The organism is Kitasatospora sp. NPDC008050 (assembly GCF_042957465.1).
Taxonomy (GTDB): Bacteria; Actinomycetota; Actinomycetes; order Streptomycetales; family Streptomycetaceae; genus Kitasatospora.
Map to the genome: position 1 here is coordinate 100,152 of NZ_JBIBIJ010000004.1, position 26,863 is coordinate 127,014.

General features: G+C 72.8%; 26 protein-coding genes. 15 read left to right on the forward strand and 11 right to left on the reverse strand.

The window, feature by feature from the left end; translation table 11 throughout:
• Positions 1-49 precede the first annotated feature (49 nt).
• Genes ACFZB9_RS09720 through ACFZB9_RS09730 form a run of 3 tightly spaced genes read right to left on the reverse strand, consistent with a single transcriptional unit; the run spans position 50 to position 2,897 of the window.
• The gene (locus tag ACFZB9_RS09720; protein WP_391445342.1) at positions 50-877 is read right to left on the reverse strand and encodes an ABC transporter ATP-binding protein; all 828 of its coding nucleotides are present in this window, start codon (positions 875-877) and stop codon (positions 50-52) included.
• The gene (locus ACFZB9_RS09725; protein WP_391445343.1) at positions 874-1,929 is read right to left on the reverse strand and encodes a FecCD family ABC transporter permease; all 1,056 of its coding nucleotides are present in this window, start codon (positions 1,927-1,929) and stop codon (positions 874-876) included. Before ACFZB9_RS09725 ends, ACFZB9_RS09720 begins: the two co-directional genes overlap by 4 nt.
• Entirely contained in the window at positions 1,926-2,897 is a 972-nt protein-coding gene (locus ACFZB9_RS09730; RefSeq protein WP_391445915.1) for a FecCD family ABC transporter permease, read from the reverse strand. The genes ACFZB9_RS09725 and ACFZB9_RS09730 overlap by 4 nt, the downstream gene beginning before the upstream one ends.
• A gap of 167 nt (positions 2,898-3,064) precedes the next feature.
• On the opposite strand from ACFZB9_RS09730, the gene ACFZB9_RS09735 reads away from it, so the two are divergent.
• Positions 3,065-3,922 carry an iron-sulfur protein gene (locus ACFZB9_RS09735; RefSeq protein WP_391445345.1) on the forward strand — a complete coding sequence of 286 codons (858 nt, stop codon included), beginning with the start codon at positions 3,065-3,067 and terminating at the stop codon, positions 3,920-3,922.
• 210 nt (positions 3,923-4,132) lie between these two features.
• Here ACFZB9_RS09735 and ACFZB9_RS09740 read toward each other — a convergent pair whose 3' ends face one another.
• Positions 4,133-5,137 (reverse strand): acyltransferase domain-containing protein, encoded by a 1,005-nt coding sequence (locus ACFZB9_RS09740; protein ID WP_391445347.1) that lies wholly within the window; start codon positions 5,135-5,137, stop codon positions 4,133-4,135.
• Positions 5,138-5,265: 128 nt separating this feature from the next.
• Here ACFZB9_RS09740 and ACFZB9_RS09745 point away from each other — a divergent pair, with 128 nt between their 5' ends.
• The gene (locus ACFZB9_RS09745) at positions 5,266-6,300 is read left to right on the forward strand and encodes a Ku protein (RefSeq protein WP_391445349.1); all 1,035 of its coding nucleotides are present in this window, start codon (positions 5,266-5,268) and stop codon (positions 6,298-6,300) included.
• A 24-nt stretch (positions 6,301-6,324) separates the two neighbouring features.
• On the opposite strand, the gene ligD is transcribed toward ACFZB9_RS09745, so the two are convergent.
• Entirely contained in the window at positions 6,325-7,227 is a 903-nt protein-coding gene (gene ligD / locus ACFZB9_RS09750; RefSeq protein WP_391445350.1) for a non-homologous end-joining DNA ligase, read from the reverse strand.
• 82 nt (positions 7,228-7,309) lie between these two features.
• Here ligD and ACFZB9_RS09755 point away from each other — a divergent pair, with 82 nt between their 5' ends.
• The 4 genes from ACFZB9_RS09755 to ACFZB9_RS09770 all read left to right on the forward strand — a co-directional run bounded on the left by ACFZB9_RS09755 (position 7,310) and on the right by ACFZB9_RS09770 (position 11,710).
• The gene (locus tag ACFZB9_RS09755) at positions 7,310-8,323 is read left to right on the forward strand and encodes a PHP domain-containing protein (protein WP_391445352.1); all 1,014 of its coding nucleotides are present in this window, start codon (positions 7,310-7,312) and stop codon (positions 8,321-8,323) included.
• A 92-nt stretch (positions 8,324-8,415) separates the two neighbouring features.
• Positions 8,416-9,630, forward strand: a complete 1,215-nt coding sequence (locus tag ACFZB9_RS09760; protein WP_391445354.1) for a saccharopine dehydrogenase family protein — start codon at positions 8,416-8,418, stop codon at positions 9,628-9,630.
• Positions 9,631-9,787: 157 nt separating this feature from the next.
• A complete protein-coding gene (locus ACFZB9_RS09765; protein ID WP_391445356.1) occupies positions 9,788-10,195 on the forward strand; it encodes a DUF4259 domain-containing protein in 408 nt (135 codons plus the stop codon).
• A 147-nt stretch (positions 10,196-10,342) separates the two neighbouring features.
• Positions 10,343-11,710, forward strand: a complete 1,368-nt coding sequence (locus ACFZB9_RS09770) for a hypothetical protein (RefSeq protein WP_391445358.1) — start codon at positions 10,343-10,345, stop codon at positions 11,708-11,710.
• A gap of 107 nt (positions 11,711-11,817) precedes the next feature.
• Here the strand turns inward: ACFZB9_RS09770 and ACFZB9_RS09775 are convergent, their stop codons facing one another.
• A complete protein-coding gene (locus tag ACFZB9_RS09775) occupies positions 11,818-12,453 on the reverse strand; it encodes a TetR/AcrR family transcriptional regulator (RefSeq protein ID WP_391445360.1) in 636 nt (211 codons plus the stop codon).
• A gap of 102 nt (positions 12,454-12,555) precedes the next feature.
• Between ACFZB9_RS09775 and ACFZB9_RS09780 the strand changes: the two genes are divergently transcribed.
• The 3 genes from ACFZB9_RS09780 to ACFZB9_RS09790 all read left to right on the forward strand — a co-directional run bounded on the left by ACFZB9_RS09780 (position 12,556) and on the right by ACFZB9_RS09790 (position 14,567).
• Positions 12,556-13,677: a Gfo/Idh/MocA family protein gene (locus ACFZB9_RS09780; RefSeq protein ID WP_391445362.1), complete on the forward strand. Its 1,122-nt coding sequence runs from the start codon at positions 12,556-12,558 to the stop codon at positions 13,675-13,677.
• Positions 13,678-13,851: 174 nt separating this feature from the next.
• Positions 13,852-14,100, forward strand: coding sequence for a hypothetical protein (locus tag ACFZB9_RS09785; RefSeq protein ID WP_391445364.1), 249 nt, complete (start codon positions 13,852-13,854; stop codon positions 14,098-14,100).
• Positions 14,101-14,147: 47 nt separating this feature from the next.
• On the forward strand, positions 14,148-14,567 hold the full coding sequence (locus ACFZB9_RS09790; RefSeq protein WP_391445366.1) for a (2Fe-2S) ferredoxin domain-containing protein: 420 nt from the start codon (positions 14,148-14,150) through the stop codon (positions 14,565-14,567).
• Between the two features lie 110 nt (positions 14,568-14,677).
• Here ACFZB9_RS09790 and tuf read toward each other — a convergent pair whose 3' ends face one another.
• Together tuf and ACFZB9_RS09800 are read right to left on the reverse strand one after the other, a co-directional pair.
• Positions 14,678-15,871, reverse strand: coding sequence for an elongation factor Tu (tuf, locus tag ACFZB9_RS09795; protein WP_391445368.1), 1,194 nt, complete (start codon positions 15,869-15,871; stop codon positions 14,678-14,680).
• Positions 15,872-16,022: 151 nt separating this feature from the next.
• Positions 16,023-16,877, reverse strand: a complete 855-nt coding sequence (locus ACFZB9_RS09800) for an alpha/beta fold hydrolase (protein WP_391445370.1) — start codon at positions 16,875-16,877, stop codon at positions 16,023-16,025.
• Between the two features lie 140 nt (positions 16,878-17,017).
• On the opposite strand from ACFZB9_RS09800, the gene ACFZB9_RS09805 reads away from it, so the two are divergent.
• Complete coding sequence (locus ACFZB9_RS09805) at positions 17,018-17,914, forward strand: AraC family transcriptional regulator (RefSeq protein ID WP_391445372.1); 897 nt, start codon at positions 17,018-17,020, stop codon at positions 17,912-17,914.
• A gap of 7 nt (positions 17,915-17,921) precedes the next feature.
• Here ACFZB9_RS09805 and ACFZB9_RS09810 read toward each other — a convergent pair whose 3' ends face one another.
• Complete coding sequence (locus ACFZB9_RS09810) at positions 17,922-19,127, reverse strand: globin domain-containing protein (protein WP_391445374.1); 1,206 nt, start codon at positions 19,125-19,127, stop codon at positions 17,922-17,924.
• A gap of 122 nt (positions 19,128-19,249) precedes the next feature.
• Positions 19,250-19,690, reverse strand: a complete 441-nt coding sequence (locus ACFZB9_RS09815; RefSeq protein ID WP_391445376.1) for an RrF2 family transcriptional regulator — start codon at positions 19,688-19,690, stop codon at positions 19,250-19,252.
• A gap of 170 nt (positions 19,691-19,860) precedes the next feature.
• On the opposite strand from ACFZB9_RS09815, the gene ACFZB9_RS09820 reads away from it, so the two are divergent.
• Entirely contained in the window at positions 19,861-20,661 is an 801-nt protein-coding gene (locus ACFZB9_RS09820) for a DUF4389 domain-containing protein (protein WP_391445378.1), read from the forward strand.
• A gap of 63 nt (positions 20,662-20,724) precedes the next feature.
• Here the strand turns inward: ACFZB9_RS09820 and ACFZB9_RS09825 are convergent, their stop codons facing one another.
• On the reverse strand, positions 20,725-21,471 hold the full coding sequence (locus ACFZB9_RS09825; RefSeq protein WP_391445380.1) for a FadR/GntR family transcriptional regulator: 747 nt from the start codon (positions 21,469-21,471) through the stop codon (positions 20,725-20,727).
• A gap of 218 nt (positions 21,472-21,689) precedes the next feature.
• Here ACFZB9_RS09825 and ACFZB9_RS09830 point away from each other — a divergent pair, with 218 nt between their 5' ends.
• Genes ACFZB9_RS09830 through ACFZB9_RS09845 form a run of 4 tightly spaced genes read left to right on the forward strand, consistent with a single transcriptional unit; the run spans position 21,690 to position 26,861 of the window.
• Positions 21,690-23,387, forward strand: coding sequence for an amino acid permease (locus ACFZB9_RS09830; protein WP_391445382.1), 1,698 nt, complete (start codon positions 21,690-21,692; stop codon positions 23,385-23,387).
• Positions 23,384-24,745 carry a glutamine synthetase family protein gene (locus ACFZB9_RS09835; protein WP_391445383.1) on the forward strand — a complete coding sequence of 454 codons (1,362 nt, stop codon included), beginning with the start codon at positions 23,384-23,386 and terminating at the stop codon, positions 24,743-24,745. Before ACFZB9_RS09830 ends, ACFZB9_RS09835 begins: the two co-directional genes overlap by 4 nt.
• The gene (locus ACFZB9_RS09840) at positions 24,742-25,482 is read left to right on the forward strand and encodes a gamma-glutamyl-gamma-aminobutyrate hydrolase family protein (RefSeq protein WP_391445385.1); all 741 of its coding nucleotides are present in this window, start codon (positions 24,742-24,744) and stop codon (positions 25,480-25,482) included. The genes ACFZB9_RS09835 and ACFZB9_RS09840 overlap by 4 nt, the downstream gene beginning before the upstream one ends.
• Entirely contained in the window at positions 25,479-26,861 is a 1,383-nt protein-coding gene (locus ACFZB9_RS09845) for an aldehyde dehydrogenase family protein (RefSeq protein WP_391445386.1), read from the forward strand. The genes ACFZB9_RS09840 and ACFZB9_RS09845 overlap by 4 nt, the downstream gene beginning before the upstream one ends.
• The last annotated feature ends 2 nt before the right edge of the window (positions 26,862-26,863 follow it).

A 26,863-nucleotide genomic window follows, 5' to 3' on the forward strand; every position in this document is an offset into this window, starting at 1 on the left:
GGGAGAGCTTTCTCTGTGGTGGGGAGCGGGCGGTCGGTTGTTGGGGGGATCAGTCGGCGGCGGCGACCCGGGCACGCGGGATGACCAGCGGCGTCCCGGTCTCGGGGTCGGGGATGACCCGGCACGGCACCTGGAAGACGCGCTCCACCAGCTCGGCGTCGAGCACCTCGCCGGGTGGTCCGGCGGCGGCGAGCCGGCCTTCGTGCAGGACGACCAGGTGGTCGGCGTAGCGGGCGGCCTGGCCCAGGTCGTGCAGCACCATGACCACGGTGCGGCCGAGTTCCTCGTGCAGGCGGGCGACCAGGTCGAGCACGTCGAGCTGGTGGCGCAGGTCCAGGAAGGTGGTGGGCTCGTCCAGCAGCAGCAACTCGGTGTCCTGGGCCAGGGTCAGGGCGATCCAGGCGCGCTGGCGCTGCCCGCCGGAGAGCTGGTCGACCGGCTGGTCGCGCAGTTCGGCGGTCCCGGTGCGCTCCAGCGCCGCCTCCACGGCCGCCTGGTCGGTGGCCGACCAGGGGCTGAGCAGCCGCTGGTGCGGGTAGCGCCCGAGCCGCACCAGTGCCTCGACGGTGATGGCCTCGGGGGTGACCGGCTGCTGGGGCAGCAGGCCCATCCGCTTGGCCAGCGCCCGGGCGGGCATCCGGTGCAGGTCCGAGCCGTCCAGCGTGACGGTGCCGCCCGCGGGGTCGAGCAGTCGGGCCAGGCCGCGCAGCAGGGTCGACTTGCCGCAGGCGTTGGGGCCGACCACGGCCGTCACCGCGCCGCCGGGCAGCGTCAGGTCCAGGCCGTCGACGATGGTGCGCGCTCCGTAGCGCAGGCTCAGGCCCTGTGCGGCGAGCTGGTTGGGGTGCTCCGTCGACGGCGGGGCGAGCGGGCTCATCGGGTACTCCGGTTCATCGGTCGGCCCTGACGGATCATCAGGACCAGGAGCCAGGGGGCGCCGAGCGTGGCGGTCATCGCGCCGACCGGCAGGCCGGCCACGGGCAGCAGGTGCAGCACCGTCAGGTCGGCGCCGAGCAGCAGGACGGCGCCGAGCAGCCCGCACAGCGCGAGCGTCGCGGGGGTGGGCGGGCCGGCCAGGAACCGCACCAGGTGCGGCACCGCCAGCGCCACGAACCCGACCGGGCCGGTGAGCGAGGCCGCCAGCGAGGCCAGCGTGATGGCGAGCAGCAGCAGTTGGAGCCGGGCCCGGTCGGGGCGCAGGCCGAGACCGCCGGCCGAGTCGTCGCCCAGGTCCAGCACCGCCACCCGGCGGTCCAGCAGCAGGACCGCGGTCAGCGCCACGGTGATCGCGCCGCCGCCGACCCAGATCTCCGTCCAGGTCCGCCCGTAGAGCGAACCGGTGGTCCACTGCAGTGCGGAGGAGGCGAGTTCGGCCGGGAAACGGACGATCATCAGGTTCACCGCCGCCGCCAGCCCGGACTGCACCGCGAGCCCGACCAGCACCAGCCGGCCCACCGCGGCACGCGAGCGCCAGGCGAAGGCGCCGAGCAGCCCGGCGGCGATCAGCCCGCCGCCCAACGCAGCCAGCGGAACGAGGAGTTGGGAGGCGCCCAGGGCGAGCAGCAGCACCGCGCCGAACGAGGCGCCGCCGGTGACCCCGACCACGTCGGGCGAGGCCAGCGGGTTGCGGAAGAGCCGCTGCAGCAGCGCGCCGGAGACGGCCAGCCCGGCGCCGGCGATCAGCGCGGCCAGCACCCGGGGCGCCCGGAACTGCTGAACCACCAGGACGTCGCCGGCGTCGCCGAAGCCGAACAGCGCGCGCAGCGCGGTCAGCGGCGGGATCGACAGCTCGCCGGTGCTCAGCCCCACGGTGGTGAGCGTCACCAGCAGGGCCAGGGCGAGCAGGCAGATCAGCAGGGTGCGCCGGCGCTGCCGGACCCGGGCGCCGCGCGGTGCGCGAGGGGCGGGGGAGGTCGGTGTCGTGGTCATCGGGCGGCCCGCCGGGCCAGCAGGGCGAGTAGCGGGGCGCCGAGGAAGGCGGTGACGATGCCGACCTCCAGCTCGGAGGGGCGGATCACCAGCCGGCCGAGCACGTCGGCGGCCAGCAGCAGGATCGGACCGCCGATCAGGCAGCCGGGCAGCAGCAGCCGGTGGTCGTTGCCGAACACCTGGCGGCACAGGTGCGGGGCGGCCAGGCCGACGAAGGCGATCGGCCCCGCCACCGCCACCGCGCCGGCCGCCAGCAGCACCACGCTCAGTCCGGCGGCGCCGCGGATCCGGGCCACCGGCACACCCAGTGCCTGGGCGCTCTCGTCGCCGAGCGCGAGCGCGTTGAGGGCCGGGGCGACGGCGATCGCCAGCACCAGTCCGAGGACCAGTAGTGGCAGCACCGGCGTGAGCACCTCCAGCCCGCGCCCGTCCAGCGAGCCGACCAGCCAGAACCGGGCCTCGTCCAGCGTGCGGCGGCTGAACAGCATCAGCGCCGAGGTCCAGGAGGTCAGCACCGCGGCCAGCACGGTGCCGCCGAGCGCGAGTTTGGTCGGGTCGAGGTCGCCGGTCTGCCGGGCCATCGCGTGCGCGCCGAGGGCGGCCACCGTCGCGCCCGCCACGGCGAACCAGACGTACTGGACCGGCTGGTCGAGGTGGAGCGCGTAGATGGCGGTGACCACCGCGAAGCTCGCGCCGGCGTTGATGCCCAGGGTGGTGGGCGAGGCCAGCGGGTTGCGGGTGGCGCCCTGCGCGATGGCGCCGGCCGCGCCGAGCGCCGCGCCGACCACCAGGCCGAGCACCGTGCGCGGCACCCGAAGGCCCGTCACCACCTGGGCGCCGGTGTCGGTCGGCTTGGCCGAGCCGGTCAGCGCGTCGAGGACGGTGGACAGCGGTACCGAGCGCGAGCCGAGCGCCAGGCTCGCCGCCAGGCAGAGCAGCAGGACGCAGAGGCTCAGGGCGAACAGCAGGGTCTGCCGGGGCGCCGAAGAGCGCTGGGCCGGGCCGGCGGGGGCCGGCAGGTCGATTCTCAACACGAGATCGATATTAGGTTAGGCAAACCTAAGTAAGTCAAGTTCGCCTATAAGGTGAGCCTTACCTTAGTCTGGGAAATCCGATCTGACGGGGAGTTTTCGCGATGTTCGAAACACTGGCGGTGCCCCCAGGGGTGACGCCCCGTTCGGCCTCCGAGCTGCTCGCCGTCGACTGCCGACGGCTGAACGCCGACTGCCCGGCGCTGCGGGTGCGGGTGTGCGAGGAGGGCGAGGCGAAGCCCGCGGGCTGGGTCGCGGCCCGGGACCTCGCGGACCGGATGGACGAGCTGATCGCCGGCGAGGCCCGCCGGATCCGCGCCGCCCACGGCTGCGCGGTGCCCCCGCACGTGTCGGCCGCCCGCCTGCTGCACCACTACCTCTGGTCGGTCTGCCTGCTCGCCGTCGGGCCCTGGTACCTGGAGCGCCGGGTCCCGGTGCTCGGCGCCGATCAGGTGTGGATCGCGCCGCACAGCGGTGAACTGGCCTTCCGCCCGGGCGGTTTCGCCTGCCTGCCGGGCGACCCGGCGGTCCGGGGCCCAGGGCCTGTCCCAGTGGGTGTGCGCGTGGTGCCGGGCGGGTCCGAGCTGCGCGCGGAGCTGCGTGCGGCGGTGGCGGAGCACGCCGAGCCCGTGCTGGCCGCCTTCCGCCCGGTCGCCAAGCGCGGCAGCCGCGCGCTGTGGGGGATGGTCACGGACGACCTGGTCTCCGCCCTCTGGTACCTGGGCCGCGAACTCGGCCGGGAGGAGGACGCGGTGGCGCGGGCCGAGGAGGTGCTGCCCGGCGGCACGGCGCCCATGGTCGGCTCGGCCGACTTCCGGCGCCTGACGGGCAGCGGCGGCGCCGAGCACCTGACGCGCACCCGCCTGGGCTGCTGCCTCTACTACGTGGTGCGCCCCGAGGACACCTGCATCACCTGCCCGCGCACGGGTGACGAGGAGCGGGTGCGCAGGTTGGAGACCTGAGGGTTCCTCGGAGCATGAGGAGAGAAGAGCTCACGGGCTGGAGACCTGAGGGTTCCTCGGAGCATGAGGAGAGAAGAGCTCACGGGCTGGAGACCTGAGGGTTCCTCGGAGCACGGGGGAGAAAAGCTCACGAGCTGGAGACCTGAGGGTTCCTCGGAGCACGGGGGGAGAAGAGCTCACGGGCTGGAGACCTGACGCGGCAGGCGCCGCTCAGAGGTCGAGCCACCCGTTGCCGCCGTACCAGTGGCCGCCGGCGCGCAGGTGCTCGACCAGGGCCCGCTCCAGGGTGGTGCCGGTGGGCAGCGCGTCGAGGGGCAGGTCAGGGGTGCCGAAGACGTAGACGAGCGGCGCCGTGTCGTCCGGCTCGGTCTGCTCGTAGCACGGGTGGAACCGGTCCTGGAAGCGGAGCAGGTTGGCGCCGGGCGCCAGGTACCCGCGCAACTGCGGGTCGAGCAGCCAGGAGTGGCAGGTGACGACGGTCAGCGGCTGCTCGGGGAAGTGCCGGGGGAAGAACGCGCGGGCCCGCGCCAGCGCGTCCTCGCAGGCGGCGGGCGTCAACGGGCCCAGGTGGTCCGGGATGTGGATCGCCAGGCTGGGCGTCCCCGGCCCGTAGGGCCTCCCGGTGGCCGCGACGGACTGCCCGCAGCGCCCGCCGAGCCGGGTGCGCTCGAACTGCAGCCGCCCGAGCTGGTACAGCTCCCCGCGCACGTGGTGGGCGAACCAGTGCGGGTGCAGCAGGCCGCCGCTGCCGTACCGCCGGCGGTGCAGGGCCATGGTGCGGCCGAGATCGGTGAGCGTGTGCCGGGAGACCTCCACGGGGATGCCGCGCTGCCGGTGGTAGGCGCGGGTGTGGGGGAGCGCGGTCAGATAGACCAGGACCGGGAAGTAGCGGCCGAACGCCGCGAGCCCGGCCGGCAGCGGGGGCAGCGGCGGCGGCTGGGGCGCGGGGTGCCCCACCGTGCCGATCTCCCGGACGAGCCTCGCGGCGCAGCGCTCCACCAGGTGACCGGCGATCGGCTCCGCGGCCGTCAGTGCGCAGACCGCCAGCAGCGGGTTGATGTCCTCGTGCGGGACTGTCAGATCCAGTAACCGGCCCGGCAGTTGGGACGCCTCGGGCAGTCGCACCCCGGTGGGCCGGGCGTCCTGCGGTCCCTGCCGGGCCCACCACCGGGCCAGGGCCCGGTCGGCTCGCAGCAGCTGACTCAACGCGCCCATCGGCGGTTCTCCCCTCTCGGCCCGGCAATCGCGCCAGGCTACTGCGCGCGGCCGTCGGCCGGAGCCGCTCGGCGGCATGCTCGGTGGTCCGGTGAAATACTTGAAGGCCTGGTGAGGAGGTGGTGGCGATGGCCAGGCCGATCTGGACGGGCACGCTGAGTTTTGGGTTGGTCACCGTACCGGTCGGCCTGTACTCGGCGACCGAGGACCACTCCGTGCACTTCCGCCAGCTCCAGCGCGGGACCTCCGACCGGGTGCGCAACCAGCGGGTCAACGAGCGGACCGGCGAGGAGGTCGAGTACCGGGAGGTGGTCAAGGGCTTCGAGCTGGCCGAGGGCGAGTACGTGGTGCTGGAGCCCGCCGAACTGGAGCAGATCTCACCCGGGCGGTCCAAGTCGATCGAGATCAGCGGCTTCGTGGACCTGGCCGAGGTGGACCCGATCTACTTCGACAAGACGTACTACCTCGGGCCGCGCGGCAAGGAGTACGCGCGGGTCTACGGGCTGCTGCACCGGGCGCTGGCGGACACCAACCGGGCGGGGCTGGCCACCTTCGTGATGCGCGGCAAGCAGTACCTGGCGGCCGTGCGGGTGGAGGGCGACGTGCTGGTGCTGCAGACCATGCACTACGCCGAGGAGGTGCGCGATCCGCACCGGGAGATCGACAACCTGCCGGAGTCGGCGGCCGAGCCCTCGCAGAAGGAGCTTGCGGCGGCCCGCCAGCTGATCGAGATGCTCAGCGCCGACTGGAATCCGGCCGACTACCACGACAATTACACCGAGCAGGTGCGCGAGCTGGTCGAGGCGAAGCTGGCGGGCAAGGAGGTGGTCACCGCCGCACCCGCGCCGGAGTCCACCAATGTGGTCGACCTGATGGCGGTCCTGGAGCGCAGCCTCCAGCAGGCCGGCGGCGACGAGCCGGAGCCGGTCACCGCGCCCACCCCCAAGGGCAAGGCCAAGGCGAAGGACGAGGAGCAGGACGAGGAGCAGCCGGACGAGCCGGACGGCGACCTGGACGGCCTGAGCAAGGCGGAGCTGTACCACCTGGCGGCCGAGCGCGACATCGCCGGCCGCTCCTCGATGACCCGTGACCAACTGCTCGAAGCCCTCCGGCCCGCGCAGGACAAGCCCGCCAGGAAGCGCAGGCTCCGCGCGGTCTCCTGAGGCCCGTGTGCCCGTGTGCCCCTGTCACCCGTCCGACGGCAGCTCACCGGCCTCGGCCGGGTCGGCCAGCCCGGCGTGCGGGTCACCCGTCTCCCGCAGTCGCCTCGCCACCTGGTCGGCGGTGAGGACCAGCTGGTCGGCCCGCCGGCACTCGGTCACCTCGCGCCATTCGAGCGGCGCGGAGACGGTCGGTTCGGGGCGGGCGCGCAGCGAGTACGCGGCCACCGTGGTCTTCGCGCTGTTGTTCTGCGACCAGTCGACGAAGACCCGGCCGGTGCGCAGCTGCTTGGCCATCTGGTCGACCACCAGCTCCGGCAGCGCCCGGCGCAGGCGCCGAGCCAGGTCGCGCGCGTAGCGCGTCACCCGTTCGGCGGGCGTGGGCAGCAGCGGGACGCTCAGGTGCAGGCCCTTGCTCCCGGTGGTCTTGGGCCAGCAGCGCAGCCCGTCCGCCGCGAGGAGTTCGCGCGCGGCGAGCGCGACCTGGCAGCACTCGACGACGCTCGTCCCCTCGCCGGGATCCAGGTCGATGATCAGCCGGTCATGGCTGCGCGGCTCGGCGCGCCACTGCGGGACGTGGAACTCCAGGCACCCCAGATTGGCTGCCCAGAGCAGCGTGGGCAGGTCGTCCACCACGGTCTGCCGCAGGGTCTCGTGACCGTGGTTCACCAGGAGCGCCGCCACCCACTCCGGCGCGCCCGGCGGGACCCGCTTGGCCCAGAACCGCTGCCCCTCGACCCCCTCCGGCAGTCGCAGGAAACTCGCCGGGCGCCCGGCCAGCTGCGGCAGCATCGCGGGGGCGACCAGGGTGTAGTAGCGCAGCACGGCGGCCTTGGTGTAGCCGGTGCGCGGATAGAGCACACGGTCCAGATGGGTCAGCCGCAGTCGGCGGCCGGCCACCTCGGTCACGGTGGCGGTGGGGTCGGGCATGGCACCGATGGTGGCAGCCCGCCCCGGCGCGGCCCGGCGCGTCGCCGGCGGCGCGCGGGAGGATCCGCCCGATGATGGGCGGATGACCGACCCGATCGCGGCCCTGGAGCGGATCGCCTTCCTGCTGGAACGCGAGCAGGCCTCCACCTACCGGGTCCAGGCCTTCCGCCGGGCGGCGCAGGCGCTGCGTTCGAGGACCGAGCTGCCCCGCACCACCGCCGGGCTGGCCGCGCTGCCCGGGCTCGGGCCGGTCACCGCCGCCGTGGTCGGCCAGGCGCGCGACGGCCGCACCCCCGACTACCTGGCCGAACTGGAGGAGCGGGCCGCCGCCCCGCTGGCGGATCTGGACCCCGCGGCGGCCGCCCTGCGCGCCGCCCTGCGCGGCGACTGCCATCTGCACTCCGACTGGTCGGACGGCGGCAGCCCGATCGAGCTGATGGCCCGCACCGCCCGCGATCTGGGCCACGCGTGGGCGGTGCTCACCGACCACTCGCCCCGGCTCACGGTGGCCAACGGCCTGAGCGCCGAGCGGCTGCGCCGGCAGCTCGACGTGGTGGCCGAGGTCAACCGCGAGCTGGCGCCGTTCCGGCTGCTCACCGGGATCGAGTGCGACATCCTGGACGACGGTTCGCTCGACCAGGAGGAGGAGCTGCTGGCCGAGTTGGACGTGGTGGTCGCCTCGGTCCACTCCAAGCTGCGGATGGCGGCGGAGCCGATGACCCGGCGGCTGCTGGCCGCGGTCGCCAACCCGTTGGTCGACGTGCTCGGCCACTGCACCGGGCGGCTGATCGGTGACAAGCAGCGCCCGGAGTCGGAGTTCGACGCGGCGCGGGTCTTCGCGGCCTGCGCCGAGCACCGCACCGCCGTCGAGATCAACTCCCGTCCCGAGCGGCTGGATCCGCCGCTGCGCCTGCTGCGCCAGGCCGAGGCGGCGGGCTGCCTCTTCTCGCTGGACACCGACGCGCACGCCCCCGGCCAGCTGACCTGGCAGGACTACGGGTGCGTGCGCGCCGCGCAGGCCCAGGTGCCCGCCGAGCGGGTGATCACCACCTGGACGGTGGACCGGCTGCTCGACTGGACGCGCTCCGGCCGGTGAGCCGGCAGCCGCCGCCCTGCATGCCGCATTGACACTCCAGCGGTGCGGTCCCTAGCGTGAGCCGCTCTACTACCGGCCAGTAGGGATCAGCCATGGACTCCGAGCGCCCCTATGATCTCGTCCTCTTCGGTGCCACCGGCTTCACCGGCCGGCTGACCGCCGAGTACCTCGCCCGAGCGGTGCCCGAGGGCTGCCGCTGGGCGCTGGCCGGGCGCGATCCGGCCAAGCTGCGCGCGGTGCGGAGCCAACTCGCCGCCGCCGACCCCCGGTTGGCGGAGCTGCCGCTGCTCACCGCCGATGCCGCCGACCGCGCGGCGCTGCGCGAGGTGGCCGGCTCGGCCAGGGTGGTGATCTCCACCGTCGGCCCCTACCTGCGGTACGGCGAGCCGCTGGTCGCCGCCTGCGCCGACGCCGGCACCGACTACCTCGACCTGACCGGCGAGTCCGAGTTCGTGGACCGGATGTACCTGCTGCACCACGAGCGGGCCAGGGCGACCGGCGCCCGGCTGGTGCACTCCTGCGGGTTCGACTCGGTCCCCCACGACCTCGGTGTGCTCTTCACCCTCGGCCGGCTGCCCACCGCCACCGAGCACGCCCCGGTCTCGGTGAGCGGTTTCGTCCGGGCCGGCGGCAGCTTCTCGGGCGGCACCTTCGCCTCCGCGCTCGTCGCGATGTCCCGTCCGCGCGCCATGGCGCGGGCGGCCCGGGAGCGGCAGGCGGTGGAGGATCGCCCGGTCGGCCGGCGGATCCGGGTCACGCCGGACCGGCCGCGCTGGTCCCCCGAGGCACGGGCCTGGGCCTGGCCGCTGCCCACCATCGACGCGCAGGTCGTCGGCCGCTCGGCTGCCGCACTGGCCGAGTACGGCCCGGATTTCCGCTACCGCCACTACGCCGCCGTCAAGCACGTGCTGGTCGCGCTCGGCGGCAGCGCGGGCATCGCGCTGGTGCTGGCGGCAGCTCAGCTCCCGCTCACCCGCAAGGCGTTGGGTGCGCTGCACAGGCCGGGGCAGGGGCCGGGCGTCGCGCAGCGGGCGAAGTCCTGGTTCACCGTCAGGTTCGTCGCGGAGAGCGGCGGCGCCCGGGTCTACACCGAGGTCAGCGGGGGTGACCCGGGCTACACCGAAACGGCGAAGATCCTCTCCGAGGCCGCGCTCTGCCTGGCCTTCGACGAACTGCCGGTCACGGCGGGTCAGGTGACGCCGGCGGCGGCGATGGGTACGGCGCTGATCGAGCGGCTGCGTACGGCCGGGATCAGGTTCACCGCGCTCGCCAAGCCGCCGGGCACGGCGCCGCGCCGGATGGTGTGACCCGCGACCGGCCGGGCCTTTCGGGCCGACATGAAAGGCCCGAAGGACCCGAAGGGCTCGAAGGACCCGGCTGACCGGTATCCGGTCGGTGCTCTCCGCGATTTGTCAGTGGTCGCTGCCAGGCTGATGAGCGAACACTCGAACAAGGAGCGCAGTCATGGGTACCTGGGACGCCGGTCCGTTCGACAACGACACCGCCGCGGACTTCGCCGGCCGGCTGGACGCCGCCGTCCCCGAGCGGCGCACCGGTCTGCTGCGCGCAGCCCTGGAGCGGGCGTTGACGATGGACTACCTGGAGAGCGACGAGGCGGCGGAGGCCGTGGCCGCCGCGGCCCTGGTGGCCGCCCAGTGTCCGGGCGGCGAGCCGGTGGATCCCGCCTACGGGCCGAAGTCGCCGATCCCGCTGGTCGGTGCGGAGGTGGCCGACCTGGCCGTCCGGGTGCTGGACCGGGTCGGCCTGCCGGATTGCGAGCTCGCCGAACTGTGGGCGGACTCCGGCGAGGAGGGGCGCTGGCGCGAGTGCCTGGCGCGGCTGCGCGGCGTGCTCGTCGGGGGTGGCGGCTGACGGGGTGGTGGCTGACGGGGCGGCGGCCGATGGGGCGCCGGCTGACGTGGCGCCGGATCCTGACGCAGTCATCGCGGGCCCTGGTGCGGGTGCCGGTGGGGCGTTGGGGTAGGTTGTCGATCGTCAAGGGCAGGTAAAGAACATGAGATGTGCCCACATAACAGGAGAAGGACCATCAACACCGCCATAGCCCGCGCGGCTCGTGCCACCGTCGTCGTCGCCACCGGCGCCGCCCTGCTGACCGCCGGACTGGCAGCCTGCGGGACGGTCAAGGAGCTGACCGCCGCCGAGAAGGTCTCCAGCGCCTTCGACAAGCTCGGCCAGAGCAAGGACCTGAGCCTCAAGCTGAGCCTGGACACCACGCCCGACCAGCTGTTCGCCTACGTCAAGTCCCACGACGGGACGATGCAGCGCAAGGATGCCGACGCCATCGCGGGCCTGGGCATCTCCGCCGAGTTCCACGCCGACCAGCCGCTGAAGGACCTGAAGAGCTTCAAGACCGGCAGCGACCCGAAGGATCCCCAGGTCGCCGCCGAGATGGCGAAGCTCAGCGTCGACTACAAGCTGACCGACCGCAGCGGCGCCGCGCTGGTCGAGATCCGCCAGCTCCACAACGTGCTCTATGTGCACGGTGACATCAACGGCCTGGCCAAGCTGTCAGGGGAGGACCCGGCGCAGCTGCGGGACTCGTTGGAGGCCGTCATCGGCAAGCAGGGGCCGCTGCACGACGCGCTGAGCGGTGGCTGGGCCTCCCTCGACCAGCAGACCCTGACGGACTTCGCCGCCGACGCCGCCAAGGGCGGCGACGAGGGCGACGGCGAGGCGGACGGTGCCGGCGCCCCGGCGCCTTCGGCCAAGCCCTCGCTGGACCCCAAGACGCGCAGCGACCTGCTGAACTCGCTCAAGTCCGTACTGTCCAGCGACCTGTCCTTCGCGAGCAAGGGCACGGTGGACGGTGCCGACCAGGTGCAGGCCACCGTCCCGTTCCGCAAGCTGCTCGAAGACCTGTTCCAGGCGGTCAAGCCGCTGAGCGGGAAGCTGCTGCCGCAGAAGGAGGCCGGCAAGCTGCCCGACCACGTGCCCAACAGCGTGCCGGACAAGAACGTCACGGCCGACCTGTCGATCAAGAACGGCGCCCTGGTCGGCGTCCGGTTCGACCTCGCGCAGCTGGACGACAAGGCCGCCGCCGACACCCACCTGCCGCTCAAGGTCGCCATCGACCCGAACGCCCCGGCGATCCAGGCCCCGGCGCAGGCCGGCAAGGTCACCCAGCAGGACCTGGGCCGGCTGTTCACCGGACTGATGGGCAGCATCGCGGACCGGGCGGGTGGCGGCAAGCTCACCCCGCCCGGCTTCCCGAAGAGCCCGGCGGCCGAGCTGACGCCCGCGCAGGTCACCGAGCTGGCCACGAAGACCGGCAGGACGCCGCAGCAGATCACCGGGCTCAACTCGCTCGGCCTCGGCTACGACGACATCCTGGCCATGGGCCGGGGGGACGGCCAGAGCCAGGTCTGACGCGCCGTCGGCGCGGTGTGAACCCCGGCCGGGCCGGGCGGTGGAGGTCTCCGCCGCCCGGCCCGGCCGTTCTGTCGGCGGGGTGGTCGGGGTGCTCTCGGCGCCCGTCAGCTCGGCGCGGTGCCCGGCAGCGGGCCGGGCGTGCCGGTGCGGAGCCCGTCGAGCAGGACCCGCAGGGTGCGCCGCCACTGGTCGCCGGTCGCCTGCAGGCCCAGCGTCCGGTCGCCGGCGGTCACCGAGGCGAGCAGGAACGGAACGTCCTGCCAGGCGATGTCCGTCCGCATCGCGCCGGCCGCCTGGGCGCGCTCCACCAGCAGGCGGAACCGTTCGCGCAGCGCCGCCAGCGCCCGGGTCAGCTCCTCCGCGCGCGCACCGCCGAGCGCCTCGCAGAGCCCGCGGCTCTCCGCCCGCAGTCCCACGTAGGCGAGGGCGAAGTCGGCCAGGCTCCGCCAGGGGTCGGAGCCGGCCAGTGCCCGGTCGCCGGCCTCGGCCATGGAGTCGAGCACCTCCTCCAGTACGGCGAGCAGCAGTGCCTCGCGGGAGGGTATCCGCCGGTAGAAGGTGCCGATGCCGACCCCGGCCCGGGCGGCGATCTCGTGCGCGGAGGCGTCCGCGCCGATCTCGGCGATCGCCGTCCGCGCGGCCACCACCAGGCGCTCCACGTTCCGCCGCGCGTCGGCGCGGGGCTGACGGCCCGTCGGGTCGGCGATCAGGCGTTCGACGGCGCTGCTGGACCTTGGCATGACCGGATTCTAGCAATAACTGGACCAGATCTGTCCGGTTAGCTAGAGTCCAGGGAAGCGGACAGGAGCTGTCCGTTTGACTGTTCAAGGGGAGTGACAGGCATGGCTGCGAAGCCGATCCGGGTCGGGATCATCGGTGTGAATCCGCGGCAGGGCTGGGCGATGCGGGCACACATCCCCGCGCTGCGCGCGTTGCCCGACTACGAGATCACCGCGGTGGGCACGAGTCGGATCGAGAGCGCCCGGGCGGCCGCCGAGCACTTCGCGGTCCGGCACGCCTTCGCCGATCCGCGCGAGCTGGCCGAGCACCCCGAGGTCGACCTGGTCGTGGTCACCGTCAGGGTGCCCGCTCACCTGGAGCTGGTCTCGGCGGCCCTGGCGGCGGGCAAGCACGTCTACTGCGAGTGGCCGCTCGGCCGCACCACCGAGGAGGCCGATCAGCTGGCCAAGGCCGCCGCGGCGGCGGGCGTGCACGCCGCCCTCGGGCTCCAGGCCAGGTCGGCGCCCGCCTTCGAGCACGCCCGCCGGCTGATCGCCGACGGCTACCTCGGCGAGCTCAAGGCGGTGACCGTCCACGCGAGCAGGCCCAAGGGGGCGGGCGGGGAGCTGCCCGAGTGGGCCCTGTACACGGTGGACCGCGCCACGGCGGCCGGGACGCTGGAGGTGGCCGGCGGTCACACGCTGGACGCGGTGCAGCAGTTGGTCGGCGGGATCGAGCAGGTCTCGGCCACCATGACGGTGCGGCAGTCCACCCTGCGGGTCGCGGAGACCGGCGCCCAGGTCGCCGTCACCAGTCCAGACGAGCTGGTGCTGCACGGCACGCTGGCCGGTGGTGCGCTGCTCGCCGCGCACATCCAGGAGGGGAGGATCGCCACCCCGCGGACCCGGATCGAACTCGCCGGCACCCGGGGCGATCTGGCCCTGGTCACCGCCGGCCCGGCCGGTCCGATGGGCCTGCAGATCGGCGAGCTGCGCCTGCTCGGGGCCACCGAGCCGGGCCAGGAGTTCGCCGAACTGCCCATCCCCGCAGACTACTTCACGCTCGACCCGGCGACGGTCGGGCAGCAGGGCTTCCATGTGGCGCGGCAGTACGCGCAGCTCGCCGCCGACCTGCGCGGCGGTGGGCACACGGTGCCGGACTTCGAGGACGGGCTGGGCCTGCACCGGCTGCTGGACGCGATCCGGCGCTCGGACGAGACCGGGACCAGGCAGCACGTGGCCTGAGGTCCGTCCGGCCGACGGGCCTGTCCGGCTGCCTCTCGGCGCCGCCTCTCTCGGTGCTCGGTGCCGCCGCTCGGTGCCGCCGCTCGGTGCCGCCGCCCGGGCACTGCCGGGGACGGTCGCGCGTTGTAAGCGACAGACCGCCGCGGCGGTGGACCGAGAACGGGTGGTGGGTCGATGAGCAACGCGGACACGCCGTCCGAGGGGCCCGAGGACGGTGTCGGACCGGCGGGTGACTGGGATGGCGTGGAGCTGGACGAGGCGTTCATCCGCTCGGCGCCGGTGGTCGAGCCGTCCGGGCGGGCCCGGATGCTCGCCGCGCGCTGGCGCCGCGAGCCACCGGAGCCGGAGCCCTGGCGCTCCGACCGCCCGCCGGCCGGCTGGTTCTGGAGCCGGGTGCGCAAGGGCCGCTGGCGGCGCGGCTGAGGCCGGCCGCTTGATCAACTCCGCTCCGGCTGGGATACCGTGCCCGGATGAGCAGGCGGCGAAGTGGTGAGGATGGCGCGGCGGCGAGCCGCGGCGGTACGGGGCGCTGCACCGTCACGGTGTGCCGGGGTTGCTGCTGCGGCACCGCGCAGAAGGTGCCGGGACTCGACCACGCGGGCCAGCTGACCGGCTTGCGCGCGGCCCTCGCCGGGGTGGCCGAGGTGCGCCCGGTCGGCTGCCTGGACGCCTGCGAGCGGGCGAATGTGATCGTCGTACAGCCCTCGCCGCAGGGCCGGCGGGCCGGCGGGCGCCCGGTCTGGCTGGGGCAGGTCAACGACGAGGAGGCGGCGCGGGACATCGCCGCCTGGGTGGCGGCCGGCGGGCCGGGCGCGGTGGAGCCGCCGGGCGTCCTCGACCTCTACGCCTTCAGCCCCTCGCGCCGGATCCGCGAGTCGCTGGAGGACTGAGTCGCCGGAGGCGCCGAGTCGCCGGAGGTACTGAGTCGCCGGAGGGCCGGGAACGGCTCCGGGCCCCGCTCGCGCGCCGGGTGCGCGCGGGCGGGGCCCGAAGGCGGCCGCTACTTGGTGATCTTGGTGACCTGGCCCGCGCCCACCGTGCGGCCGCCCTCGCGGATGGTGAAGCGCAGGCCCTCCTCCATCGCGACCGGCTGGATGAGGCTCACGGAAAACTCCGCGTTGTCGCCCGGCATGACGAGTTCGGTGCCCTCCTTCAGGGTCACCACCCCGGTGACGTCCGTGGTGCGGAAGTAGAACTGCGGGCGGTAGTTGTTGAAGAACGGGGTGTGCCGGCCGCCTTCGTCCTTGGACAGGATGTAGGCCGTGGCCTCGAACTCGGTGTGCGGGGTGACCGATCCGGGCTTGATGATGCACTGGCCGCGCTCGACGTCCTCGCGCTTGATGCCGCGCAGCAGCAGGCCGACGTTCTCGCCGGCCTGGCCCTCGTCCAGCAGCTTGCGGAACATCTCGATGCCGGTGACCGTGGTGGTGGTCTTCTCGGTCTTGATCCCGATGATGTCCACCGTCTCGTTGACCTTGAGGACACCGCGCTCGATCCGGCCGGTGACGACGGTACCGCGGCCGGTGATCGTGAAGACGTCCTCGATGGGCATGAGGAAGGGTTTGTCCACGTCGCGCTCGGGCTGGGGGATGTTCTCGTCCACGGCGTTCATCAGGTTCAGCACGCTCTGGCCCCACTCCTTGTCGCCCTCCAGGGCCTTGAGCGCGGACACCTTGACGACGGCGGTGTTGTCGCCGTCGAACTCGTACTCGTTGAGCAGCTCGCGGACCTCCAGCTCGACGAGTTCCATGATCTCCTCGTCGTCCACCATGTCGGCCTTGTTCAGCGCCACGACGATGTACGGCACGCCGGACTGGCGGGCCAGCAGCACGTGCTCCTTGGTCTGCGGCATCGGGCCGTCGGTCGCCGCCACCACCAGGATCGCGCCGTCCATCTGGGCCGCACCGGTGATCATGTTCTTGATGTAGTCGGCGTGGCCCGGGCAGTCGACATGGGCGTAGTGCCGGGAGTCCGTCTGGTACTCGACGTGCGCGATCGAGATGGTGATGCCGCGCTGGCGCTCCTCGGGTGCCTTGTCGATCTCGTCGAACGGCGTGAACGGGTTCAGCTCCGGGTGGGCGTCGTGCAGCACCTTGGTGATCGCCGCCGTCAGCGTGGTCTTGCCGTGGTCGACGTGACCGATGGTGCCGATATTGACGTGCGGCTTGGTCCGCTCGAACTTCGCCTTCGCCATGTGACGCCTCCTCATACCCGGAACAGGACAGCGCACGGGCGCAGTCGTCGCGCAGCCGGAACCCGTCCCGACTCTTCTGGCGACCAGGAGTGACTGAACCCGTGCTGTCTGTCACCATAGCGGGATCGGTGCGCCGTTCGCCGGTAGGCGGTCAGCCAGCCGCGTTCGCGGTCGCGTCCGTCGTCGTCCGCGACGTCGTGACTGCCGTCGGGTGCGCGTGCGTGCGCAGGAAGGCGGTCAGGGCGAGGTTCACGGGCTCCGGGTGGGTGAGCGGCGGGGTGTGGCCCGCACCTGGGATCAGTACCAACGGCCGGGCGCCGGGCAGGACTTCGCTCAGCATGGCGCCGAGCTCCAGCGGTACCGGCCGGTCGGCCTCGCCATGGATCACCAGGGTCGGTGCGCTGATCTCCGCCAGCCGGGTGGCCATGGTGTCCACGCCCATCAGGACGCCGACCGCCGTGGCCAGGCGCTCGCGCGATTGGCGCTGCCAGGTGGCCTGCCAGCGGCTGTGCAGGTCGGGGAACTGGTCGCGGGGCCCGAGCAGGAGGCCGAGCAGTTCCGGGGCGACCGCCTCGGGGCCGCCGGCCCGGAAGCCCTCCGCGACCTGTGCCATCTGGGCCAGCGCCGGGGTGGGCCAGGAGACCGCGGCGCTGTCCACCAGGACCAGGGCCCGCACCCGCCCGGGCGCCAGCAGCGCGGCCCGCAGCGAGAGGAACCCGCCCTGGGAGTGGCCGACCAGGGCGGCCTGCTCGATGCCCAGGTGGTCGAGCAGTGCGAGCAGGTCGCGTGCCGAGTCCCAGAAGTCGTGCGGCGCGCCGTCGTCCTCGGTGCGGCCGTGCAGCCGCTCATCCCAGCTGATGCAGCGGAACTCGCCGCACAGCGCGGCGACTTGGCTCTCCCACATGGAGTGGTCCATCAGGTTGCCGTGACTGAGGACGACGACCGGCCCTGGGCCGCCGGTGTCCTGGTAGTGGAAGCGGCGGTGGTCGATGTCGGCGAAGGGCATGGCGGGGTCGCCTTCCTGGGGTGGGCGGGAGGTTCGGCGGCGAGGGGGTTCTCGTCGCCGTTCCAGGGTCGGCCGCCGGGGGCGCTGCGGGCGAGGTAGGGTGAGGCCTCACTATGGTCAGAACTGGACAATCAGCCGATGTGATCGAGATCGGCTACGACAACCCGCGCCGCCCCCGGCTGGACCTGGAGGCACTCAGCTTCGCCGAGCTGTCCGGCCGATTGCGGCCAGGGCGGTTTCAGCCGGTCAGTCGCCTCGACTTCCACCAGCTGATCCTGGTGACCGCGGGCGAGGGCACGGCGATGGTCGATTTCGTCGCCCACCCGTGCCAGGCCGGCACTGTGCTGTGGGTGCGCCCGGGCCAGCTGCAGCGGCTGCCGACCGGGCCGGACGGGAAGCCGGCCCGGCTGGCTGGGACGGTGCTGCTCTTCACCCCGGCCTTCGTCCCCGCCTTCGGGGCGCCGGGTGCGGCCGGCCTGGTCGACGCGCTGGTCCAGGACCCGGCCGCGGTGGCCTGGCCGCTCGGCCCGGCCGAGTACGCGCCGCTCGCCGGCGCCGCCGCCGAACTGATCACCGAGTACGAACGCCTGCCCTCCGGCGGCGAGTTGACCGTCGAGCTGCTGCGGCTGCTGCTCGCCGGGCTGCTTCTCCGCCTCGCCCGGTGCACCCCGGCCGCAGGCCCGGTCCTGCCCGCGGACTCCGTACTGCGCCGGTTCCAGGCGGAGTTGGAGCGTTCCTTCGCCCACACCAGGCAGGCCCAGGACTACGCCGGGCGACTCGGCTACGCGCCGCGCACCCTGAACCGCGCCTGCCAGGCGGCCACCGGGCGCACCGCCAAGCAACTCATCGAGGAGCGCGTGGTGTTGGAGGCACGTCGGCTACTGGTCCACACCGATCTGCCGGTCGCGGCGGTCGGCCGCCGGGTGGGCTTCGGCGAGCCGACCAACTTCGGCAAGTTCTTCCTGCGCGAGACCGGCCGCACGCCGGGGGAGTTCCGCTCGGCGGAGCGCCTGTCCTGGGCCGGTGAACTCAGCTGACGATAGATCAGTTCTCGGCGCCGACCCACAGGTCGGGGCCGAAGACCTCGTAGTGGATGTCGGCCGCGGGGACCCCGGCGGCGAGCAGCTGCGCGCGGGCGGCGCGCAGAAACGGCAGCGGGCCGCAGAGGTAGGCGGTCAGGCCGGCGGGCAGCGCAAGCGCGCTCAGGTCGATCCGCCCGGTGCGCTCGGCCGGCCACGCGCCGACCGGCTGCTCGTACCAGACCTCCGCGGTGGCGTCGGCCAGCTTTGCGGTGAGCTGCCGCAGGGTCCGGCGGAAGGCATGGGTCTGCTCGCTGCGGTCGGCGTGCACCGAGATCACCTGGCGGGTCGTGCCGGTGGCGGCCAGGTGGTCGAGCATGCCGATCATGGGAGTGCAGCCGATCCCGGCGGAGGCGAGCAGCACCGGCCCGTGGCCGTCCTCGTCCAGGTGGACGTCACCGAACGGCGGGCTCAGCCGCAGCACCCGGCCGGCCTGGACGTGGTCGTGCAGGTGGTTCGACACCTCGCCGTCCGGGTCGTCCGGGCCCGCACCGGTGGCCCGCTTGACGCTGAAGCAGAGCGCGTCGTCGGTGCGCCCCGAGATGCTGTACTGGCGTATCTGGCGCGCGCCGTCCGGCAGGACCACCTGCACCGAGACGTACTGCCCGGGCCGCGGCGCGGGCAGCGGGCCGCCGTCCAGCGGGCGGACCACGAAGGTGACCACCTCGGCGGTCTCCTGCCGGCGGGCGGCGACCAGGTAGTCGCGCCAGAGCCGGCCGCCGGTGGCGCCGGCCTGCTCGCGCAGCCGGCCCTCGATGGCGATCAGCGCATGGGCCATCAGCCAGTAGACCTCGTCCCAGGCCGCGGCGACCTCGGGGGTCATCGCCTCGCCGAGCACCTCGACGATCGCGGCGAACAGGTGCTCCCGCACGATCGGGTACTGCTCGGGGCTGATGCCGAGCGAGGCGTGCTTGTGGGCGATCCGGCTGAGCATGGCGTCGGGGCGCTGCTCCGGGTGCTCGACCAGCGCGCCGGCGAAGGCGGCGATCGAGCCGGCCAGGGCCTGCTGCTGGCTGCCGTTGGCCTGGTTGCCCCGGTTGAACAGGTCGCGCAGCAGCTCCGGGTGGGCGGCGAACAGCTTGCGGTAGAAGGGCTGGGTGATCTCGTCGATCGCCGCGCCCACCGCGGGAAGGCCGGCCCGGATGGTTGCCACCGACTGTTCCGACAGCATGGCCGCTCCTAATGGGTAGATAAGATTCGTATTTGCGCTCAGAAGGGGAGCCCCTCGCCTCGGGAGAGGGGCTCCGGAAGGTGGCCGACAGGGCGGTCGGCGGGGCGGTCGACGGGGTGGGGCTAGTCGGCTGGTCGGGTGCCCAGGGCGAGCAGGACCGGCCCGGTCGGCGCGGCCACCAGCTGCTCGATCGAGAGCGGGTCCAGCGACTGGAAGAACGCCTCCTGCGCGTTGTGCAGCGCGCCGCGCAGCCGGCAGGCCGCGCGCAGTGGGCAGGGCGGGTCGTCCTCGCAGCCGACCACGTCGCCCACTCCCTCCAGGTCCCGGACCAGCCGGCCCAGCGAGCCGGTCCGCCCGGCCATGGTCAGCGTGAGTCCGCCGCCACTGCCCCGGCGGGCCTCCACCACCCCCAGGTGCTGGAGCCGGCTGACCACCTTGGCCGCGTGGGTGTACGGCACCTCGACGGCCGCCGCCACCTCTCTGGTGGTCGGGTTCTGGCCCTCGACGACCGCCAGGCGCATGGCGATCCGCAGAGCGATGTCCGTTCCCTTGGTCAGTCGCACGCTCGCAGCCTAGCAATTGGCATCTGAGAATCCAATTGGGCCCCGGGGGGTGAAACGCCGGGCCGGGGTATCCGCTCGGCCCGCCCCGTCCGGCGCCGTGGAGATGCCGGACGGTGACCCGGCTGCCAGGGTGCTGAGGAGGAGTCAGCCGCGAATCGAAGGAGCACGCGATGGCGCAGACGCCTGGCCCGGACGGCTGGACGATGCCGGTGGCCGCCGGCCCGCCGGAGTTCCTGCCGATCCTGGACATCCCGGAGCCCGGGCGGCAGCGCCGGCTGACCGTTCTCTTCCGCTGGCTGCTGCTGGTGCCGCAGGCGATCGTGCTGTGGGTGCTGTCGGTGGTCGCCTTCTTCGCGGCCGTGATCGGCTGGTTCGCCGCACTCGTCACCACTGAGCTGCCCGGTCCGATCGCCCGGTACCTGACCGGCTACCTGGGCTACGACACCAGGGTGACGGCCGGCGGGACCCTGCTGATCGACCGCTATCCGCCCTTCTCGCTGCACCAGCCCCCCGATTTCCCGGTGCTGGTGCAGGTGCGGCCGGGGCGGCTGAACCGGCTGGCCGTCTTCTTCCGGCTGATCCTGCTGATCCCGGCGGCCGTCATCAACAGCCTGCTGGGCACCGGCTGGCTGGTGCTCTGCTTCTTCATCTGGCTGCTGGTGCTGGTCCTGGGGCGGCTGCCGCGGCCGGTCTTCGAGGCGACGGCCGCCTTCGTGCGCTACCGGTTCCGGTTCAACGCCTACCTGCTGATGCTCACCTCCGCCTACCCGAAGTACCTGTTCGGCGAGGAGCCGCCGGGGCCGGGCGAGCAGGCACCGGTCTCGGCCACCCGGCCGCTGGTGCTCAGCGCGCTGGGCAAGGCGCTGCTGGTGGCCTACCTGGTACTGGGGCTGGCGGGCCACGTCTCCGCCGACTTCGCGGAGAGCGGGAACGACTCCAACAAGACGGTCAACACGGCGCCCGCCCCGTAGTCCGTGCCGTTGGCCGGGCCCGTCGGGAGCGGAGTCCGCCGGGAGGCCCCCCGGGGCCCGCCGTCAGCCGAGGAAGCCGCGCAGCAGCGCGGCCGTGCCCGCCAGATGCTCCTCGGTCGAGCGGCGGGCCCCTGCGACGTCGCCGGCCAGGATCGCCTCCACCATGGCGCGGTGCTGCACGCTGGCGTGCTCGATGTTGCGTTCCAGTACGGGTATCGCGTTCAGCAGGTCGTTGAGCCGCATCCGGCTCTCGGCCACCCCGGCGGCCAGCGAGGGCGAGCCGGTCAGCTCGGCGATCGCCAGGTGGAAGCGGGAGTCGAGGGGGCGGTACTCCTCGGTGTCGGCGCTCTCCAGCTCGGCCAGCCGCAGCTCCAGATAGGCGCGCTGGTCGGCGGTCAGCTCGCGCCGGGCGGCCTGCTCGGCGGCCCCGGTCTCCAGCACCATCCGGAAGGTCAGGGCGTCCTCCAGCTCGGTGCCCATGTCCTGGACCGCGCGGCGCAGTTGGCCCAGGTCGGGGGCGGGCAGCCGGTAGGTGACGAAGGTGCCGCCGTAGCGGCCGCGGCGGGACTCCACGCAGCCCGCCTCCTGCAGCGAGCGGATCGCCTCGCGCAGCGTCTCGCGGCTGATGCCGAGGCGGACGGCCAGCTCGCGCTCGGCGGGCAGCCGGTCGCCGTAGCCGAAGACGCCGAGCTTCACCGCCTCCAGGATCCGCTCGACGGTCTCCTCGAAGGCGTTGCCGGTCCTGACGGGGCGGAAGATCGCGCCGCCCTGCCAGTCCATCCGCGGATCGCGGCCGCCTGCAAGCTCCACCCGGAAATCGTACCGAGGTGCGAGCCGCAATGATCGGCGGATGCCCGGGCCGGGTGCTGGGCGGGGCGGAAGTCCACAATGCGGCGGTCCCTCTTGACGCGGTGACGGCGGAGTCGGAATCATGCGCGGTACGCCAATGGTCTGCTTCCGGGCCATTGGCGGCCACAGTGCCGTGGGCGCACGTTTCGGATCCCCCACCGAACCCCCAAGGGGTGCGCATGACCTCCGAGCAGTCACCCGTCGACCAGGTTCCCCCGCCTGTGTTGCACGCGCTTTCCTCCGATGTTTCCACTGTTGTCGCAACCCAGACCTCGACCGGAACCCCCGTCGAGGCCGTCTCCGAGGACGAACAACGGCTGCGCGAGCTGGGCTACACCCAGGAGCTGGCCCGCTCGCTCTCCGGTTTCTCGAATTTCGCCGTCTCCTTCTCGATCGTCTCGATCCTGTCCGGCTGCCTGACCCTCTACGGCTTCGGCATGGTCACCGGCGGCCCCGCGCTGATCACCTGGGGCTGGCCGGTGGTCGGTGCCATGACGCTCTGCGTGGGCCTGGCGATGGCCGAGATCTGCTCCGCCTACCCGACCGCCGGCGGCCTGTACTACTGGGCGGCCAAACTGGCGCGAGGCAACGCGCCCGCGGCCAGTTGGTTCACCGGCTGGTGCAACTTCATGGGGCAGGTCGCCGTCACCGCGAGCGTCGACTACGGCGCGGCCACCTTCACCAACGCACTGCTCGACCTGCGGTTCGGCCTCAGCGCCACGCCCGCGCACACCATCGAGATCTTCGCGGTGATCCTGCTGCTGCACGGGCTGTTGAACAGCTTCGGTGTCCGGCTGGTCGCGATCTTCAACACGGTCAGCGTCTGGTGGCACCTGCTGGGCGTGCTGATCATCGTCGGCATGCTGGCGCTGCTGCCGCAGCACCACGCCTCGGTCTCCTTCGTCTTCGGGCACTTCGTCAACCAGACCGGCTTCCAGAGCTCCTTCTACGTGGTCATGCTCGGCCTGCTGCTCGCCCAGTACACGCTGACCGGCTACGACGCCTCCGCGCACATGACCGAGGAGACCAGGGACGCGGCCCGCTCCGGGCCGCGCGGCATCGTCAACTCGATCCTGGTCTCGCTGGTGGCCGGCTGGATCCTGCTGATCGGCCTGACCTTCGCGATCCAGGACTACAACGGTGAGGTGAACAGCCCCACCGGCGAGCCGCCCGCGCAGATCTTCCTGGACGCCATCGGGCGTAACGGTGCCGAGTTCCTGCTGGTGATCGTGATCGGCGCCCAGTTCTTCTGCGGAATGGCCTCGGTCACCGCCAACTCCCGTATGGTGTACGCGTTCTCGCGGGACGGCGCACTGCCGGGCTCGCGGCTCTGGCACCGGATCGACCCGCGCACCCAGACCCCCAACAACGCGATCTGGCTGGGCACCGGCGCTGCCTTCCTGCTCGGGCTGCCCGCGCTGTGGAACACCACCGCCTTCGCCGCCGTCACCTCGGTCTCGGTGATCGGGCTCTACCTCGCCTATGTGATCCCGGTCTACCTGCGGCTGCGCCAGGGTGAGGCGTTCCAGCGCGGACCCTGGCACCTGGGCCGGTGGAGCCGGCCGATCGGCATCGCCGCCGTCGGCTGGACCGCGCTGATCACCGTGCTCTTCATGCTCCCCACGCTCAACCCGATCACCGTCAAGAACTTCAACTACACCAGCGTCGCCATCGCGGTGGTGCTCGGCTTCGCGGCCGTCTGGTGGTTCGCCTCGGCGCGGCGCTGGTTCACCGGTCCGCGGATCGGCGATCTGCGGGAAGGCAGCGACCTGCCCGAAGAGCGTCACCTGCCCGAAGCGAGCGGACGTCCCCAAGCGGCTCCCGACTCGACCACCACCCCAACTGCCGCCCACGACCAACAGGAGGAGACCGGATGACGAGCAGCACCCGGCTGACGCTGGATCAGCTCCGGGCCCGCGTCGCCGACGGCAGCATCGACACCGTCGTGCTGGCCATCACCGACATGCAGGGCCGGCTGCAGGGCAAGCGCCTGGACGCCGAGTACTTCCTCTCCGACGTGCTCGGGCAGGCCGCCGAGGGCTGCGGCTACCTGCTGGCCGTGGACGTCGAGATGAACACCGTCGACGGCTACGAGGTCTCCTCCTGGGAGAACGGCTACGGCGACCTGGCGATGGTGCCCGATCTCGGAACGCTGCGGATGGTCCCCTGGCACCCGGGCACCGCGATGGTGCAGTGCGACCTGGCGCGGCACGACGGCACCCCGGTGGCCGTCTCGCCCCGGCAGATCCTGCAGCGGCAACTGGACCGGCTCGCCGGGTACGGCTGGCAGGCCTATGTGGGAACCGAGTTGGAGTTCATCGTCTTCAAGGACAGCTACGAGCAGGCCTGGGACAAGGACTACCGGCAGCTCACCCCGGTCAACCAGTACAACGTGGACTACTCGATCCTGGGCACCGCGCGGGTCGAGCCGCTGCTGCGCCGGCTGCGCCGGGAGATGTCCGGCGCCGGGCTCACGGTGGAGTCGGCCAAGGGTGAGTGCAACCTCGGGCAGCACGAGATCGCCTTCAAGTACGACACCGCGCTGCGGACCTGTGACGACCACGTGGTCTACAAGACCGGGTCCAAGGAGATCGCCGCCCAGGAGGGGGTGAGCCTGACCTTCATGGCCAAGTACAACGAGCGCGAGGGCAACTCCTGTCACATCCACCTGAGCCTGCGCGACGAGGCGGGCGCCCCCGTGATGGCAGGGGAGGGGGCGCACGGCTTCTCGCCGCTGATGGAGCACTTCCTGGCCGGCCAACTCGCCTGCCTGGCCGACTTCGCGCTGCTGCTCGCGCCGACCGTCAACTCCTACAAGCGCTACGTGCCCGGCAGTTTCGCGCCCACCGCGATCGCCTGGGGACGCGACAACCGCTCCTGCGCGCTGCGGGTGGTCGGCCACGGCTCCTCGCTGCGCTTCGAGAACCGGGTGCCCGGCGGCGACGTCAACCCCTACCTGGCGGTCGCCGCGCTGATCGCGGCCGGCCTGCACGGGGTGGAACAACAGCTCGCACTGGAGCCGGAGTTCACCGGAAACGCGTATGTCTCCGACGCGCCCAGGGTGCCCGCCACGCTGCGCGAGGCGGTGGCCGCCTTCGAGGCCAGTGAGGTCGCCGCGCCGGCCTTCGGCAAGGACGTGGTGCGCCACTACACGCACGCCGGGCGGGTGGAGCTGGCCGCCTTCGAGTCGGCGGTGACCGACTGGGAGCGCCGGCGCGGATTCGAACGGCTGTGAGCGGCGCGCCGCTGGTGGGGATCACCAGCTACCTGGAGCAGGCCGCCTGGGGCGTCTGGCAGCAACCGGCCGCGCTGATCCCGCAGTTGTACGTCAACGCGGTCACCGCCGCCGGCGCCGTGCCGGTACTGCTGCCGCCGCAGCCCGCCCGGGCCCTCTCGTCGCGACTGCTCGACCGGCTGGACGGCCTGGTGCTGGCGGGCGGCCCCGACGTGGCGCCCGACCGCTACGGCGCCGAGCCCGACCCGCACACCGGTGCGCCGCACCAGTCCAGGGACGCCTGGGAGTTCGAGCTGCTGCGGGCCGCGCTGGCGGTGGACCTGCCGGTGCTCGGGGTCTGCCGGGGCATGCAGGTGCTCAACGTGGCGCTCGGCGGCGACCTCATCCAGCACCTGCCCGACCGGATCGGCGAGCAGGACCACCAGGTGGCGCCCGCCACCTTCAACCGCCGCCCGGTGCGGGTGGCCCCGGACAGCCGGCTCGGTGCGATCCTCGGCGAGCGCACCGAGGTGCTCTGCTACCACCACCAGGCGGTCGACCGGATCGGCGCGGGCCTGCGGCCGGTGGCCTGGAGCGCGGACGGCACCGTGGAGGCTCTCGAACTGCCGGATGCCCGCTTCGCGTTGGGCGTGCAGTGGCATCCGGAGGCCGATCCGGCGGACTCCCGCCTTTTCGAATCGTTCGTCGACACCCTGACCGCAACCTTCGTCAACGTCTGTGAGGAGAAGAGCGCGTGAGCACAGCCGAGCTCGCCGACCGCTTCGAGGTGGTCAACCCGGCCACCGAGGAGGTGATCGAGACCGTGGCGATGGCCGGGGTGGCGCAGACCGACGCCGCCATCGCCCGGGCCAAGGCCGCCTTCGAGAGCTGGCGCCGCATCGCCCCGGCCGACCGGGCCCGGTTGCTGCGCGCCTTCGCCGCCGCCGTGGACGCCGACCGCGAGAACCTGGCCCAGCTGGAGGTGGCCAACGCCGGCCACACCATCGGCAACGCCCGCTGGGAGGCGGGCAACGCCCGCGACGTGATCGAGTACTACGCGGCCGCGCCCGAGCGGCTCTTCGGCCGGCAGATCCCGGTGGCCGGCGGCATCGACGTCACCTTCCAGGAACCGCTCGGCGTGGTCGGCGTCATCGTGCCGTGGAACTTCCCGATGCCCATTGCGGCGTGGGCGCTGGCCCCGGCGCTGGCGGCCGGCAACACCGTGGTGCTCAAGCCCGCCGAGCTCACCCCGCTCACCGCGCTGCGGCTGGCCGAACTGGCGCTGGCCGCCGGGCTGCCCGAAGGCGTGTTCCAGGTGCTGCCCGGACACGGCCCGGTGGTCGGCCGGCGCTTCGTCACCCACCCCGACGTGCGCAAGGTGGTCTTCACCGGCTCGACCAGGGTCGGCAAGGAGATCGCGGCCGGCTGCGCCGAGCAGGTCAAGCCCGTCACACTGGAACTCGGCGGCAAGAGCGCCAACATCGTCTTCGCCGATGCCGACCTCGCCAAGGCGGCCGCCAGTGCGCCGTACGCCGTCTTCGACAACGCGGGTCAGGACTGCTGCGCGCGCTCCCGGATCCTGGTCCAGCAGGATGTGCTGGAGGAGTTCCTGGCGCTGCTGGAGCCCGCCGTGCTCGGCGTGAAGGTGGGGGACCCGCGGTTGCCCGAGACCGAGATGGGACCGCTGATCTCGGCCGCACACCACGCCAGGGTCTCCTCCTACCTGACCGACGATGTGTCAGTTCACCTGCAGGGCACGGCACCTGACGGCAAGGGCTTCTGGTTCCCGCCCACCGTGCTGGCGCCGGTGGACGAGCGCTCCCGGGTCTTCACCGAGGAGGTGTTCGGCCCGGTGGTCGCCGTGCTGCCGTTCACCGACGAGGCGGACGCGCTGCGGATCGCCAACGCTACCGAGTACGGCCTGTCCGGCTCGATCTGGACCCGCGACCTGGGCCGGGCGCTGCGGGTGGCCCGCGGTGTGGAGGCCGGCAATCTGTCGGTCAACTCGCACTCCTCGGTGCGCTACTCGACCCCGTTCGGCGGGTTCAAGCAGTCGGGCCTGGGCCGCGAGCTCGGCCCCGACGCGCTCAACGCCTTCACCGAAACCAAGAATGTCTTCATCTCCACGGAGGAGTAGCA

What these genes read in the sequence shown, in the direction of transcription:
- ACFZB9_RS09780 (WP_391445362.1), top strand. Translation starts at nt 12,556, where the DNA reads ATGGCTGCGAAGCCGATCCGGGTCGGGATCATCGGTGTGAATCCGCGG.
- ACFZB9_RS09770 (WP_391445358.1), top strand. Translation starts at nt 10,343, where the DNA reads ATGTGCCCACATAACAGGAGAAGGACCATCAACACCGCCATAGCCCGC.
- ACFZB9_RS09740 (WP_391445347.1), bottom strand. Translation starts at nt 5,137, where the DNA reads ATGGGCGCGTTGAGTCAGCTGCTGCGAGCCGACCGGGCCCTGGCCCGG.
- tuf (WP_391445368.1), bottom strand. Translation starts at nt 15,871, where the DNA reads ATGGCGAAGGCGAAGTTCGAGCGGACCAAGCCGCACGTCAATATCGGC.
- ACFZB9_RS09800 (WP_391445370.1), bottom strand. Translation starts at nt 16,877, where the DNA reads ATGCCCTTCGCCGACATCGACCACCGCCGCTTCCACTACCAGGACACC.
- ACFZB9_RS09785 (WP_391445364.1), top strand. Translation starts at nt 13,852, where the DNA reads ATGAGCAACGCGGACACGCCGTCCGAGGGGCCCGAGGACGGTGTCGGA.
- ACFZB9_RS09790 (WP_391445366.1), top strand. Translation starts at nt 14,148, where the DNA reads ATGAGCAGGCGGCGAAGTGGTGAGGATGGCGCGGCGGCGAGCCGCGGC.
- ACFZB9_RS09835 (WP_391445383.1), top strand. Translation starts at nt 23,384, where the DNA reads ATGACGAGCAGCACCCGGCTGACGCTGGATCAGCTCCGGGCCCGCGTC.
- ACFZB9_RS09830 (WP_391445382.1), top strand. Translation starts at nt 21,690, where the DNA reads ATGACCTCCGAGCAGTCACCCGTCGACCAGGTTCCCCCGCCTGTGTTG.
- ACFZB9_RS09760 (WP_391445354.1), top strand. Translation starts at nt 8,416, where the DNA reads ATGGACTCCGAGCGCCCCTATGATCTCGTCCTCTTCGGTGCCACCGGC.
- ACFZB9_RS09735 (WP_391445345.1), top strand. Translation starts at nt 3,065, where the DNA reads ATGTTCGAAACACTGGCGGTGCCCCCAGGGGTGACGCCCCGTTCGGCC.
- ACFZB9_RS09820 (WP_391445378.1), top strand. Translation starts at nt 19,861, where the DNA reads ATGGCGCAGACGCCTGGCCCGGACGGCTGGACGATGCCGGTGGCCGCC.
- ACFZB9_RS09720 (WP_391445342.1), bottom strand. Translation starts at nt 877, where the DNA reads ATGAGCCCGCTCGCCCCGCCGTCGACGGAGCACCCCAACCAGCTCGCC.
- ACFZB9_RS09810 (WP_391445374.1), bottom strand. Translation starts at nt 19,127, where the DNA reads ATGCTGTCGGAACAGTCGGTGGCAACCATCCGGGCCGGCCTTCCCGCG.
- ACFZB9_RS09745 (WP_391445349.1), top strand. Translation starts at nt 5,266, where the DNA reads ATGGCCAGGCCGATCTGGACGGGCACGCTGAGTTTTGGGTTGGTCACC.
- ACFZB9_RS09765 (WP_391445356.1), top strand. Translation starts at nt 9,788, where the DNA reads ATGGGTACCTGGGACGCCGGTCCGTTCGACAACGACACCGCCGCGGAC.
- ligD (WP_391445350.1), bottom strand. Translation starts at nt 7,227, where the DNA reads ATGCCCGACCCCACCGCCACCGTGACCGAGGTGGCCGGCCGCCGACTG.
- ACFZB9_RS09775 (WP_391445360.1), bottom strand. Translation starts at nt 12,453, where the DNA reads ATGCCAAGGTCCAGCAGCGCCGTCGAACGCCTGATCGCCGACCCGACG.
- ACFZB9_RS09725 (WP_391445343.1), bottom strand. Translation starts at nt 1,929, where the DNA reads ATGACCACGACACCGACCTCCCCCGCCCCTCGCGCACCGCGCGGCGCC.
- ACFZB9_RS09755 (WP_391445352.1), top strand. Translation starts at nt 7,310, where the DNA reads ATGACCGACCCGATCGCGGCCCTGGAGCGGATCGCCTTCCTGCTGGAA.